Below are 14,106 nucleotides of genomic sequence, written 5' to 3' on the forward strand. Positions count from 1 at the left end.
ACTACAAGCACAACCGCCGCTGGCAGGCGCCGCGGCCGACTCCGCTGGAGCATAGCGTCATGGATCAGGTAAAAGTCGCTCTTAATTGGCTGAAGAAGCAGCACTTCTGGGTGCTCATCGTGCTGGCGATCATCATCTCGGCCGTGTCCTGGAAGATGGGCTCGGCGCAGCTGCAGGCCGAGATCGCGGCCAACAAGAGCACCATCGAGTCGCAGATCAACGCGGCTCAGACCATTCAGCGCAAGCAGTTCCACCCCAACCCGGCCGTGAACAAGGTGCAGGCCGAGGAGAACGTCGAGCTGGCCGCCAAGGTACGCGCCGCCTGGGCCGCGTTGTACGACCGCCAGACCCAGGAGGTGCTGCAGTGGCCGGCGCAGCTCGGCTCGGAGTTCTCCCGTGCGGTGTCCAGTCTGTCATTCGGCGACGAGATTGTTGGCACGCTGCGTGACAAGTACCTGAACTACATCCAGAGCCGCTTCCCCGACCTGCCAAAGATCGTCAAGGCGATCGAGCTGCCCGCCGACGACGAGGCGGGCGGATTCGGAGGCCGTGGCGCCGGACGCGGCGGCGAGTTTGGCGGGGAATTCGGTGGCGAGTTCGGCGGCCGCGGTGGCGGCGGTGGGCGTATGCCGATCGACCAGGACAGCCTCGCGAACCAGGACTTCCTCGTGCAGTGGCACGACCAAGGGCGTGTCCGCGCCGAACTGGCGTGGGACAAACGCCCCTCCTCGTTGGCCATCTGGGTGACCCAAGAGAACCTGTGGGTCTACGAGACGCTGCTTAAGGCCATCGCGGAAACCAACCGGGCGGCGGGCGCCGACCGCTACAGCAACGCCGCGGTGCGTGACATCTTCCAGATGGAGATTGGTCGCGACGCCACCAAGAGCGCGTCGTCCGCCGGTCGGATTTACGTGCCGGCCCAGGACGGCGGCGCGATGGGCGGCCGTGGCGAGTTCGGCATGAGCGAGTTCGGCGGTGAGATGGGCGCACGCGGCGGCGGCATGATGGACGAGTTCGGCGGCGAGATGGGAGGACGCGGCGGTTTCGGCGAGGGCGGCGAAGGCGTCGACGAGAAAACGCTGCTCCTGGCCGGCCGTTACGTCGACGCAGACGGCCAGCCGATGGCCGCCGCTACCGACGGCGAATTCAAGTTCGGCACGGAATACAAACGGCTGCCCGTGCGATTGGTTCTGAAGCTGGACCAGCGGTGGCTGAACCGCCTGATGATCGAGCTGGCGAACGCCCCGCTGCAGGTCGAGGTGCAGGAGGTGCGGATCAACCCGCAGACCGACGAGCAGTTCGGCGGCGGCACGCGCCGCCGCATGGGCGCGGGCGACGGCGGCGCCGAGGCGTTCGACCGAGAGCCCAATGTCCGCGACACCGTGATCATTGAAGGGCTGGTGTACATCTTCTACCCGCCCGACGAGACCCTGCTGCAGGTCGAGGTGGCCGGCGACGAGCTCGCCGGCGGATTCTGACCCCGCCGTGTAGGTCCCCCCAACCCCACAAGTAAACTCCGATTCCAAGGACTGGCGACATGAAAGCCTCCGCCAAGAACGCCGGGTTCGCCAAGGCGCTGCTGCTCAATCACGGAGAGAAGATCGGGATGCTGATCTTCGGCGGGGCGGCCGCGTGGCTGCTGTACGCGTCGCTCGGCGCCGAGGGGACCGACCAGAAACCGGGCAACCTTACCGATATCGTGCAGACGGCCAACAGCAACATCAGCCGCTTCACGGCCGCCGACGCCCCCGACCCGGCCGAGGACCCCGAGATGGCGATCGCGGTCGCCGACACCTGGGAGGCCCAGGCCGCCAACGCCGTCGACCCGAAAGCTTATGACTCACCCACCAACTTTGTTTGGGACGCGGGGGTGGTGCCGCCGATCGTTCTGCGGCGCGACCCACTGCTGCTGCCCGCGGTCAACCTCGAGGGCTTTGGCGGCACCGCGCCGCTGGCGACCATGGACGAGGCCACCCGCAAGCGGCGCGAGCTAGAGATGCTCCGCAAGGAGCGTGAGAACGAAAAGAAGCGAGAGTTGGAGCGTGAGGCCAACCGCACCGCGGAGGGCGATCCAGGCGGACGCGGGGGCCGCGGCGGGCGGGGCGCGGGTCGCGGCGGCGAGTTCGGCGGCGGCGAGTTCGGGCCCGGGTTCCGCGGCGGCGCGGGCGGCGTCGACGACCGCCGGCGGCAGGCGCCGATGGTGCGTCGCGGCGGCATGGGCGTGGCCCTCAACGGCGACGAGCACGTCGACCTGGAGTCCTACGCCTGCGTGACCGCGATCGTGCCGGTCGAAGACCAGTGGAAACTGTACAAGGACGCCTTCTCCGATGCGCTCGGCTACAGCTCCCAGCGCGACATGCCCAAGTACCTGGGCTACTTCGTCGAGCGGATGGAGGTTGGTTCGGGCGCCGAGGGTAAGTGGACGCCCGTGAAATTCAAGGACCCCGTCAAGAACCAGTGGCTGGGCGTGGTGTCAGGAGCTTCGATCCAGCGCAGCACGCAGAACTGGGTGCCGGGCATGCCGCCGCTGGTGGACGGCCGCTACTTCCACCCAGAGCTGACCTTCCCGCTGCCGCCAATGGCCGGCAAGCCGTTCGGCCGAGAGGTGGTCCACTCTGAGGTCCCGCTGCAGATGGAGACCGACGCCAAGAACGCCAACGAGGAAGACCTGCCTGTTGACGAGGGCCCAACCGGCGACACGCCAGCCGACCTGCTGGGCGGCGGCGGCGTCGACCGCGGCTTCGGGGGCGAGATGGGCGGCCGCGGCTTCGGCGGACGCCCCGGCGGCGAGTACGGCGGATTCAGCGGCCGTGGCTACGGCGGCGAATTTGGCGGCGAGATGGGCGGCCGTGGCTTTGGTGGCGAGTTCGGGGGCGAGATGGGCGGCCGTGGGTTCGGCGGCGGACGCGGCGGCGGCCGACCCGGCATGGGCGGCGGCGAATTCCAAATCACCGTCCCGCAGGTGATGGTCCGCTTCTTCGACTTCAGCGTGCAGCAGGGCAAGCGGTACCGCTACCGCGTGCAGCTGCTGCTAGAGGACCCGAACGCCGATCCGATGGTCAGCATCAACCACCTGGACAAGGAGGCCAAGCAGCGCGTCGAGGAGCAGGCCAAGCAGAAGGGGACCAAGTTCCGCAAGACCGACTGGAGCGAGCCGAGCAAGATTATCTCGATCCCGGCCGCGGGCGAGGTGTACGTGGCCAGCGTGAAGCCCGCGCCCACCCGGACCGCCAACGGCGAGCCATCAGTAGAGCTGCTGGTCAAGTCGTACGACATCGATGAGAACAACCGCGCACGCCAGGCCGAGCACATCATGCCGTTCAACCGCGGCGCGGTGCTCAACCGCACAGTCGACGACATCGAAATCCTCGAGAACGGCGGTCGCACGCTGCTGACCATCGACTCGTTCGACTTCAAGACCAACATGACGCTGCTCGACATCGAGGGCGGCGAGAAGATAGGCCGCGACGCGGCGGCGCCCGGCCGGGTGCTGCTGATGGACGCCAGCGGGCGGCTATTCGTCCAGGACGAGTTCTCGTCGAAGAGCGAGGTCGACATGCACAAGCTGATCTTCGCCGAAGAAGAACGCGGGCCCGGCGGCGGCGAGTTCCGCGGCGGGCGCGGCGGCGGCATGGACTTCGGCCGCGGCTTCGAGGGCATGGACTTCTAGCGGTCGCCTGCGGGTGACTTTCGCACTACACCCCGGCCGCCCCACGGGCGGCCGGCTTTTTTTGCTCTCCGCTGGCGCCGCGGCGAGCTGCTAGCACCGGCATCGCCGCTGAAGAATTCTCGGCCCGCCGTGCAACTGGCCTTGACCGGCCGGCCGGGACTTCGTATTTCTCCCGCCGCTCTTCTACGGACGCCATGACAGCCCTGCTGGGTGGCGTCGGCCAGAGCCCCGGGCCACCCGCCCAGGGAAGTCGCGCAGGCCGACTGCGCGACGCCGATGGCCGTTCCGTGGCGGGGCGACGAGCAAACAATAATTGGAGCGGGGCACGACGCCCCGCCTGCCGCTCCTGCCGGGCGACCGCGCAGGGGGCGATCGTTCGCGATCGGCGATCCAACGCAACAAGGAGAGTTGAGTTGAACGCTCAAGGGAAGCTAAACACCGCCGGGACTATCCTGCTCACCGCGCTGCTCGCGGCCGCGACGCCCACGCCCTCACTGGGCCAGGCGAACCAGCCCCGACAGCTCAGCCGCCAAGACGTCGACGCGCTGCTGACCGACGCCCGCGCCGCCATCGCTAGCGGCGACCTCACTCGGGCCGACGCCCTGGTGCGTCGGGCGGAGTCGTCCGGCGTCCGCTACCCGATGCTGCACTTCGGCGACACGCCGTCGAGCCTGCGTCGCGAACTGACCAAGGCGGTGAAGAACGCCCCCCGGCCCGTGGCCGCCAAGCAGGCCGCCGCGGAAGGCTACGCCCAGACGGGCGCGGACAACACGCCGCCGCTGCCGCTGGTAGTGGACGCCGGCGCCGTCGCTCGGCCACTCCCGAGCGTTGGGCAGGGTCCTGCCCCGGCCGCCGAGGTCGAGGGAACCCCCAAGGAACAGGCGTTGCAATTGATGGCCGCCGCGCGGGCTTCGCTGCGGCTGGGCAACCTGGCTCAGGCCGAGGGCTATGCCGCCCGGGCCAGCAAGCTGAATATCCCCGAGGACCAGTTCGCTCCTGAGGAAGACCGCCCATCGCGTCTGGCGTGGGATCTTCAGCGGGCCCGCTACGAGGCCGACGCCGGCATGCTCACGGCCGGCGCCGCGCAGGGCGACTCGCGCTACGGCGCCCAGCAGGCCCTGCACGTGCAGGAGGACGACAGCACCGCCAACCAGCCCGCCACGCTCGTCATCCCCGACGACGGCGGCCCGCGGCTGGCCCAGAACTCGCGTTACTCGCAGACCCCGGCCGCGCTGCCGGGCCTTCCGACCAGCTCCGCCGGCGACCTGCTGAAGCAGGGCGAAGACGCGCTGCGTCAGGGTGACCGCGACGCCGCGCTCAAGCTCTTCCGCCAGGCCAACGGGCGCAGCTCCGAGCTGGACCCTGTCACCCAAGCACGGGTGCGTGACCACCTGTCGCTCCTTGAGGGCGCCGGTGAGCCCGAGCCGCTGGCGCCGCCCGCGCCGGTCGCGGCCGGCGGCGGCGCGTCGATGATCGACACGGCCGTCGAGGCCCAGCAGGTGCTCGCCCGCCAGCTGGCGACCGACGTCGGCAAGCGTCAGCTGGAGGCCCGCCGCCTCCGCGAGAGCGAGCCGAAGGCCGCACTCGACATGCTGCAGAACACCCGGAAAGAGGTTGAGGCCTCGCAGCTCTCGGACGTGTACCGCCGCCAGCTGATCGGCCGCGTCGACGCTGCGATCGCCGACCTCGAAAAGTACATCGACGACAACCGCGCCCAGATCGAGCTGGACGAGCAGAACGCCGCGGTGCTGGCCGACCTGGACCGCAACCGCGCCGCCAAGCAGAAGCTGCAGGAGAAGATCGCCGAGTCGGTTGACCAGTTCAACAAGCTGCTGGACGAGCAGAACTACATGGCCGCCGAGGTCGTGGCGAAGCGGCTCTACGAGCTGGCGCCGAACGACGCGGTTGTGCAGCAGATCTGGCTCAACGCCAAGATGATCCGCCGCGAGTTCTCCAATCGGACGATGCTTGCTGACAAGGAGGACGCAATCTTTCATCAGCTCGACGATGTTGAGCGTGCCTCGTACGCAGACGTGTTCGAGGGCCAGGAGATGAAGTTCGACCCCAAACGCTGGAAGGACATCGAGAACCGCTTGTCACTCAGCCGGGGTGACGGCGAATTCACCGAGAGCGAGATCGAGATCCGCCGCAAGCTGAAGCAGCCGGTGCAGATGCAGTACCGCGACCGGCCGCTTTCGGAGGTGATCAACAACCTGTCGCAGCTGACCGGCATCAACATCCACCTGGACAGCCGCGGGCTGAGCCAGGAGGGCGTCACGACCGACACGCCGGTCACGCTCGACCTGACCAACCCGATCATGCTCAAGAGCGCCCTGAACCTGATGCTCACCGAGCTGCACCTGGCGTACGTGGTGAAGGACGAGGTGCTGATGATCACCAGCGAGCAGCGCCGCGACGGCGACGTTAAGGTCAAGACCTACTACGTCGCCGACCTGGTGGTGCCGATCCCCAACTTCGTGCCGAACAACAACATCGGCCTGCAAGGCCTGATCAACGACGCCCACGCCGCGCTTGGCTACGGCGCCGGCGGCGGCGCCCCGGGCCCGATGGCCTTCGTGAACCACCAGCCGCAGGTCGGCCCTGACGGGCAGCCGCTGCCTGAGCAGCTGCTGGCCAACCGCATGCAGGCGCCGAGCCTGGGCGGCGGCATGGCCGGTGGGACCGTCCCGCTGGGCGTGGGCCCCGGCGGCATGGGCGGCGGCGCCAACGCCGACTTTGACGGCCTGATCGACCTGATCGTGTCGACTGTCGCGAGCGAGACCTGGGCCGAGAACGGCGGCGGCGAGGCCGAGATCCGCCCGTTTGTCGGCAACCTGAGCCTGATCATCAGCCAGACCCAGGCCGTGCACGAAGAGATTGAGGACCTGCTGGAGCAGCTACGCCGCCTGCAGGACCTGCAGATCACCATCGAGGTCCGCTTCATCCGCCTGAACGACAGCTTCTTCGAGCGGATCGGAATGGACTTCGACATGAACATCAACGACAACACCGTGGGCACCACGGACCTGTTCGCGACCAACCGGATCGGCTCGGGCTTCGAGACGCCGCGTCGGAGCGGCACGGTCGGCCTGGTGCAGTCGGCAAACGAGGCGATGTTCCCCTCGTACTCTTCCGACCTGGACATCCCGTTCCGCCAGGGCGGCTTCGGCGTCGCGGTGCCGCAGTTCGGCGGCTTCGACCCGTCCAGCGCCGCCAGCTTCGGCTTCGCCATCCTCAGCGACATCGAGGCCTACTTCCTGATCAACGCCGCCCAGGGTGACGAGCGCACCAACGTGCTCAACGCCCCCAAGGTGACGCTGTTCAACGGCCAGACCGCCTTCGTGGCGGACACGTCGCAGAGCCCGTTCGTGATCAGCGTGATCCCGGTGGTCGGCGAGTTCGCCGCCGCCCAGCAGCCGGTGATCGTGGTGCTGTCCGAAGGGACGCTGATGAACATCCAGGCGGTCGTGTCCGACGACCGCAGGTACGTCCGCCTGACGGTGGTGCCGTTCTTCAGCCAGATCGGCGACGTCGACACCTTCACGTTCGAGGGCTCCAGCTCGACCTCCAGCTCGAGCAGCTCCACCGACGACGATGGCGACGGAGACGACAACTCCAACGACAACTCGACCGACAACTTCACGGCCGGCACCACGGTGCAGCTCCCGACCTTCAGCTTCGTCAGCGTGTCCACCACCGTCAGCGTGCCCGACGGCGGCACGGTGCTGCTGGGCGGCATCAAGCGGCTGAGCGAGGGCCGCAACGAGGTCGGCGTGCCGCTGCTCTCCAAGCTGCCGTACGTCAACCGGCTGTTCAAGAACGTCGGCATCGGCCGCGAGACCGACAGCCTGATGATGATGGTCACCCCCCGGATCATCATCCAGGAAGAAGAAGAAGAGCGGGCCGGCGTGGCGCTCCCGTAACGCCGGACCCCGATAGCGTCTCCCCCCTTGAAGGGCCGAGGCAGGCTTCCGAGCCTGCTGAGGCCCTTTTATTGTGGGGTCTTCGCCCAACCGCAACCAGGCGCCGCGACTTGACGCCCGCGCGGCCCCGACCTAACCTTGGGCGATCAATCTATCGCCACTCTGGCCCGGACGAGACGCGCCGTACCCGGTTAAGTAAAGACGACGCTCTGTAACAGGAGCATCTTTATGGCTTGGGTACTATTGGTTGTCGCGGGCCTCCTCGAGGCGGGGTGGGCCATTGGCCTGAAGTCCACCGACTGCTTTACAAAGCCGCTGCCGAGTTTGCTCACGGGAGCCGCACTCGTGGCGAGCGTCTACCTGCTGGCGGTCGCCGCGCGGACGCTGCCGATCGGAGCTGCTTATTCCGTGTGGGTAGGAATCGGCGCCGCCGGAGCCGTGCTATTCGGCATGGCGGCCTGGAGCGAACCAGCGACGCCACTGCGGCTCTTCTTCCTGACTCTGCTGTTGGTGTCGTTGATGGGACTGAAGCTGACGGCCCATTGAGCGGTCCGCCGGCGCCGTGGTGCGTGTCGGTGACTCCCATTATCAACCAACTTGGCGCGTCAACTTAACGGTTGGTTGCGCGCCTGATGACTGCATTTTCGGATGCGTGCAACCCTTCGCGGTGATCCGAAGAATTGAGTTGGCAGTCTTTCGACCGGACACCCCGGTGGCTAGAGTAGGCTCACCTCTTCGAGGAGGGTTGGACCTCGAAGACTTTCTCAAGGCGGACAAGCGACTTTGACTTGTGGGTCCTTTCTTCTAGGCCCCGTAAGCTTGCGACTTTCAGGCGGAAAGTCGGATCCAGACGCCCGAGCTGTCACCTTTCAGCCCGGCCGTGCTGATCTGTTACATCGATTCCGCTACCCGAAAGTGCAGGAGCTTTCTACTGGCTCAGCTTTGAGCATCTCTTAACGATGCGGTCTGCGTCGGAGACCTGCCACACCCCCTCCCCACAGGCCACCGCGGCCGGGAATCGGTTTGGTCGCCTGCAGCGTTGCTGTTCCCGCCCTTAGTTTCCCCCCCGAACGCGCGCAGCGGAAACTCTCCGTTCCGCTGGCGCCCACCCTTCCTACCGAAGCCCAACGCGACCTTGTGCCCGGCCGCGCCCCACGAGCCCGCTGGCCTCGTGGAGGCAGCGCGGCCCGCTGGCGATCGCACAGACGTCCCGCCGGCCGCCCGGCGCCCCTCCGATCAACCACCGTCGAAGACTGACCATGGAGCTACCCGTGATGCCACTAGCCGTCTGCCGACCCGCGGCGCTGCTCATCTCGCTCGCTGCCTTCGCCGCAGCGACCACTTCCTCCGCCCAGATCATCTCGCTGAACTTCAGCGAAAACCCGGGGAACCAGGCGTTTGCTGGCGGTGAGCTGATCGGACCGCTGGGGACCGACAGCGCCAACTGGAACAGCACCAGCGACCCGGTCGACGCTGGATCAATCTCCGGCCTTGTCGACTCTGCGGGAGCTTCGACCTCAGCGTCGGTCAGCTGGCTCTCCACCAATGTCTGGTACAACGGCGACGGCACCGGCGACGACCAGCACCGCCTGTCGGTTGGCTACCTGGACGACGGGACCACCTCGGAAGGCGTGGGCGTTGACATCACGTTCAGCAACATCCCGTACACGAACTACCGGGTCTACGGCCTGCTGGCGAGCGACGCGGGCGCCAGCTACACCGCGGCCGACTTCAACGTCAACGGCAGCTGGGTGTTTGGCGACACGGCGGCGGCGACGGCGCCGGCCTACGGGTCGATCAACGCGTCGTTCGACGCGACGGGGTCGTACTGGAGCCCCGCGAACGGCGTCGCGGCCGGCAACTACTGGACGTTCGACACCAGCGGGTCGACGCTCACGATACAGGGGGCCGCCCGCGTGGGCGGCGAGCGCGGGTCGCTTACGGGCGTCGTGATCCGTGACCTCGACGCGGTCATCTACGACCCGGCCCTTAAGCTCGTGGTCGACCGCGACTCGGGAGGCGTGACGATCGAGAACTTCACGGGCGCCGACGTCGACTTCGCGGGACTGGCCGCGCTTTCGGCCTCGGGCGCCCTCACGCCGTCCAACTGGCTGTCGGTGACCGACGACCACGGGCCGAGCCCAGGCGACGGCAGCGTATCGTCGGACGAGTGGCTGAAGATCTCGGCCACCGAGTACGAACTGAGCGAGGCCACTCTCGGCGCCGGATCGATCGAACAAGGGGGCAGCATCGATCTGGGCGTCGGGACGTGGCTGGTTGGACCATACGAGGACCTGCGGTTCGAGTACCTCGACCTGGCCACCGGCACAACCACCACGGGCCTTGTCGAGTTTGTCGGCAACGACGACACGCCGGTCGTGCCGGGGGACTACAACGTCGACGGCGTGATCGACGCGGCCGACTGGCCAACCCAACGGGACGCTTTCGGATCCGACCTGGCCGGGGCGTCCCCCGCACGGTCCTACGCGTCCGGCGACCTGGACGGCGATGGCGACAATGACCTCGACGATCTTCTGCTGTTCAAAGGCCGATTCGAGGCCGCTAATCCGGGCGTGGCGTTCTCCACGCTGACCGGCGTGCCCGAGCCCGCGTCGGCCGGTCTGATGATCGCGTTCGGCGCCGCGTTGGGGCTTCGCCGGCTGCGCCGGGTGGGCGGCCTGACGCTCGCCCTCGCCGCTACGGTGTTGGTGCTCCACGCGGGGCCGCGTTCCGCCAACGCCCAGATTATCGGGGTCTCGTTCTCGGAAGAGTCGGCCGGCGAGCTCCGACCGAATCAGACGATGCTGCCTGCGGACCTGGCCGGCGTGGCCGGATGGCAGGCGCCGAACTGGAACAACGCGTTGCACCTGGCCGCCAACAACGGCGTGCCGCAGACGCTCGCCGGTCTGATTGACGACGGCGGCGGCTCGACCGGGGCCACGCTCACTTGGAGCGCGGCCAATTCTTGGGGCGACGGGACCGCCACCGCCGATGCGGACGCGGGCATCGCGAACGCCAAGCTCATGCGGGGCTACCTCGACGACGGCGCGACCGGCGACTACGGCGTCGACATCGAGGTGACCGGCATCCCCTACGACTCCTACCGGGTCGCGCTCTACTTCACCAGCGACTTCGGCGACCAGCACGGCGCCTACACCGTGAACGGCCAGACCTACGGACCGTTCGGCGAGCTGTTTACCTGGGGCGAGTCGCCCACGCTCGACGCGGGCCGCAACGTCGCGGTGATCGACGGTCTCTCCGGGTCGACGCTCGACATCGAGGGCGCCATCCGCAACGGGAACGTCCGCGGGTCGCTGGCGGGGCTCCAGATCATCGACTCCACGGTCGACGCCGACCTGTACTCGCTCTCGCTGGTCGTCAACACCGACACCGGCATCGCGTCGATCGTCAATAAAGCACCCGGCGGCATCCCATTCGACATCGACTACTTCGAGGTCAGCAGCGAAGCCGGCCTGATCGACGAGTCGGGCTGGGCGCCACTGGGCAGCGGCGGCGACGACGGTTCGGACTGGGAGGCGTTGGGCAACCTGGACGACAGCTTCGTCGCGCAGTTCTACCTGACCGGCAGTGAGACCATCGCCAACCAGTCGCTCGGCAGGCTGTTCAAGACCGGCAGCGCGGACCCCGACCTCGAATTCCGGTTCCACACGGCCGACTCGGGCCTCACGCTCTCCGGCCGGGTGGAGTATGTCACCGGCGGGCTGCCGGGCGACTACAACGGCGACAGCGTCGTCAATGCGGCGGACTACACCGTGTGGCGTGACAACCTCGGCGCGGCGGACGAATCGGCCCTGTACTTCAACGGAGACGGAGGCGGCGTGACTGCATCGGACTACGACTTCTGGAAGGCGAACTACGGATCGACGGCCTCGGTTTCCGCCGCGGACCCGACGCCGGAGCCCGGCGCCGCCGTGCTGGTTGCGGCGGTCGGCCTCATTGGCTTGACCCGCCGCCGCCCGCGGACGGGCGGGGCGACGAAGCCGACGCGGGCGTGGGCGGCCCCGTCACTCGCCGCGTGCGTGCTGCTCGCTGCGTCGGCTACCGCTCATGGGGCCAAGTCCAACGACCGTGAGTACTACTTCGGCGAGGACTCCCTGGAGGGGGCTTCGCAGGGTCAAGAGATCGGTTCTTCCAACTCGGGCGCGCTGCAGTCGGGGCGCACCGCGGACAGCATCGGCCCCTCCGGCGCGTACCTCGACCTGGCCGTGACCGGCGGGTCGCCGAAGTACGAGAACGTCGCCCCCAACGGCCTGGCGCGCCCGGGCGCGGCCGCCGGTGAGTACGGCGCCCGCTTCGACGGAGACGACTACCTGACCGGCGTGCCGCTGAACCGGCCCGACGAGATCTCCAGCCTCGGGTGCTGCGGCAACTACCCGCTGAACTACGACGGCATCACCGGACACGGGCTGCAGCTGTGGGTTTACCCTGAGGCCGCCTCGCTGGGCTCGGCGGAGTCGCCCGCCGAGTTCCAGAGCATCGTCTTCGACACGCTGCTGAGCGGCGGCCCGGCCATCAACGCCCAGGGCCAGTGGACGCAGATCAACTCGGTGCACGGCGACGGCGCCGACGGCGTGGCGCCGGTCCCGGCCACCATCTCCGTGGCGGCGGGAGACACCTGGTACCACGTGATGCACCAGCACTACTACGTCGACGGTGATCAGTTTCTTAGCGTTGTCTACGTCGACGGGGTCGTGGTCTCTGCGAACCTGGACACGATCGGCCTCGGCGGCACCGACAACACCACCGAGCAGCTGGTGGTGGGTGCCGCCCAGATCCCCAGCGACGGCGTCACCCCGGCGTACGACAACTACTTCAACGGCGTAGTTGACGACCTGGAGATGTACGTCTACGGCGACAACTCCGCGCAGGGCGGCGCCAACTACGGAGAGTTCAACCTGTTTGAGGACAACGCCTGGATCGCCGAGCAGATCGCCACCACGGTCCCCGGCGGTGTGTTGGCGATGGGCGACATCAACAAGGACGGCGTCGTCAACGGCGACGGCTCCGGCCCGGCCGACTCGGACGACATCTCCGCGTTCATCGCCGGCTGGCGGTCGGAGCAGGTGCTGCCCGGCGCGCACAGCAACTCGGGCGTCGGCGACTGGCTGACGTGGGAGAAGGGCGACCTCAACCTGGACGGGGTCACGAACTTCGACGACTGGTTCCTCCTGCGGGCCAGCCACCCGGACGCCGCCGCGCTGAGCCTGTCCACGCTGCTGGGTCAGAGCACGGCGCCAGAGCCGGGCGCGCTGCTGCTGGCCGCCTCGGCGGCGCTGGGGATGCTCCCACGCCGCTGGTCGCGGGCATGACGCTCGAGCGGATCAACAACCAGGCGGCCGCTGCGCCGCATCAAACAAGAGCCGACGAGGCTAGACCGGAAAGGTAGGGACGCGATGCTCGTTGTTTTCTCGCGGCGGAGGGAGCTGCGCCGCGGCTTCACCCTGGTGGAGCTGCTTGTGGTCATCGCCATCATCGGCATCCTGATCGCCCTGCTGCTCCCCGCGGTTCAGTCCGCGCGGGAGTCCGCCCGCAACATGCAGTGCCGCAACAACCTCAAGCAGCTCGCCCTGGGCGCGCTGAACCACCACTCGACCGCCGGGCACTTCCCGACCGGCGGGTGGGGCTACTTCTGGGTCGGCGACGCCGACCGGGGCTTCGGCCGCGACCAGCCGGGCGGCTGGGTGTTCAACACGCTGCCCTACATGGAGGAGCAAGCCCTCTACGACCTGGCCGGCGACGGCGCGTCCGGCACGATGAGCCAGGCCCAGCTCGACGGCGCCCGGAACGTGGTCAAGAACCCGCTCAACGCGGTCCGCTGCCCAACGCGGCGGGGCGGGAGCGTGTTCCCCCAGGTGGCCAACGGCACGTTCATCGCGCACAACGCTGCGGACAACCCGGCCGAGGACAACTCCGTGGGACGCAGCGACTACGCCGCCAACACCGGCGACGGCAACGACAACGAGATCAACGGCGGCCCCGCCAGCCTGGCCGCCGCCCAATCGTTCACTTGGTGCAACACCCCCACCGGCAGGAAGATCGCCTGCGGCGGCGGGTTCACCGGATTCACGGGCATCAGCTTCCAGCGGAGCCAGGTCGCGATCAAGCACGTCACCGACGGCACGACCACCACCTACCTGCTGGGCGAGAAGTACCTCGACCCCGACGACTACGAGACCGGCCGGGACGGCGGGGACAACGAGACCTGGTGCACCGGGATCAACAACGACAATTTCCGGACGGGCTACGCCCCCCCGATGAAAGACACGCCCTCGGTCTCCGAGGTCACCCGCTTCGGCAGCGCGCACGTGGCTGGCCTCAACATGGCGTACTGCGACGGCCACGTGGAGCACGTGGTGTTCTCGGTAGACCAGTACGTCCACCGCGGCGCGTCGATCCGGAACGACGGTCAGGTGAACCTTGACGAGTACTACAACCCCAACGAAGGCGACGTGAGGTAGCTCCAGGCACGCTAGCCCCGGCGTTGACTCGGTG

6 protein-coding genes and 1 riboswitch are annotated in these 14,106 nt (G+C 68.0%); all 6 genes read left to right on the plus strand.

The window, feature by feature from the left end; genetic code table 11:
* The first annotated feature begins 59 nt into the window (after positions 1-59).
* Positions 60-1,478, plus strand: a complete 1,419-nt coding sequence (locus KOR34_RS14130; RefSeq protein WP_146565205.1) for a hypothetical protein — start codon at positions 60-62, stop codon at positions 1,476-1,478.
* Between the two features lie 59 nt (positions 1,479-1,537).
* Positions 1,538-3,670: a hypothetical protein gene (locus KOR34_RS26730; protein ID WP_197531414.1), complete on the plus strand. Its 2,133-nt coding sequence runs from the start codon at positions 1,538-1,540 to the stop codon at positions 3,668-3,670.
* Positions 3,671-4,083: 413 nt separating this feature from the next.
* Positions 4,084-7,593 (plus strand): general secretion pathway protein GspD, encoded by a 3,510-nt coding sequence (locus tag KOR34_RS14140; RefSeq protein WP_146565206.1) that lies wholly within the window; start codon positions 4,084-4,086, stop codon positions 7,591-7,593.
* 151 nt (positions 7,594-7,744) lie between these two features.
* Positions 7,745-7,804: riboswitch (guanidine-III (ykkC-III) riboswitch) on the plus strand.
* A 17-nt stretch (positions 7,805-7,821) separates the two neighbouring features.
* Positions 7,822-8,139, plus strand: coding sequence for a DMT family transporter (locus tag KOR34_RS14145; protein WP_146565207.1), 318 nt, complete (start codon positions 7,822-7,824; stop codon positions 8,137-8,139).
* A 728-nt stretch (positions 8,140-8,867) separates the two neighbouring features.
* Positions 8,868-12,923 carry a hypothetical protein gene (locus KOR34_RS14150; RefSeq protein WP_146565208.1) on the plus strand — a complete coding sequence of 1,352 codons (4,056 nt, stop codon included), beginning with the start codon at positions 8,868-8,870 and terminating at the stop codon, positions 12,921-12,923.
* A gap of 84 nt (positions 12,924-13,007) precedes the next feature.
* Positions 13,008-14,072: a DUF1559 family PulG-like putative transporter gene (locus tag KOR34_RS14155; RefSeq protein ID WP_146565209.1), complete on the plus strand. Its 1,065-nt coding sequence runs from the start codon at positions 13,008-13,010 to the stop codon at positions 14,070-14,072.
* Positions 14,073-14,106: the final 34 nt, after the last annotated feature.

The sequence above is a fragment of the Posidoniimonas corsicana genome, assembly GCF_007859765.1.
Taxonomy (GTDB): domain Bacteria; phylum Planctomycetota; class Planctomycetia; order Pirellulales; family Lacipirellulaceae; genus Posidoniimonas; species Posidoniimonas corsicana.

What these genes read in the sequence shown, in the direction of transcription:
- KOR34_RS14130 (WP_146565205.1), top strand. Translation starts at nt 60, where the DNA reads ATGGATCAGGTAAAAGTCGCTCTTAATTGGCTGAAGAAGCAGCACTTC.
- KOR34_RS26730 (WP_197531414.1), top strand. Translation starts at nt 1,538, where the DNA reads ATGAAAGCCTCCGCCAAGAACGCCGGGTTCGCCAAGGCGCTGCTGCTC.
- KOR34_RS14145 (WP_146565207.1), top strand. Translation starts at nt 7,822, where the DNA reads ATGGCTTGGGTACTATTGGTTGTCGCGGGCCTCCTCGAGGCGGGGTGG.
- KOR34_RS14150 (WP_146565208.1), top strand. Translation starts at nt 8,868, where the DNA reads ATGCCACTAGCCGTCTGCCGACCCGCGGCGCTGCTCATCTCGCTCGCT.
- KOR34_RS14155 (WP_146565209.1), top strand. Translation starts at nt 13,008, where the DNA reads ATGCTCGTTGTTTTCTCGCGGCGGAGGGAGCTGCGCCGCGGCTTCACC.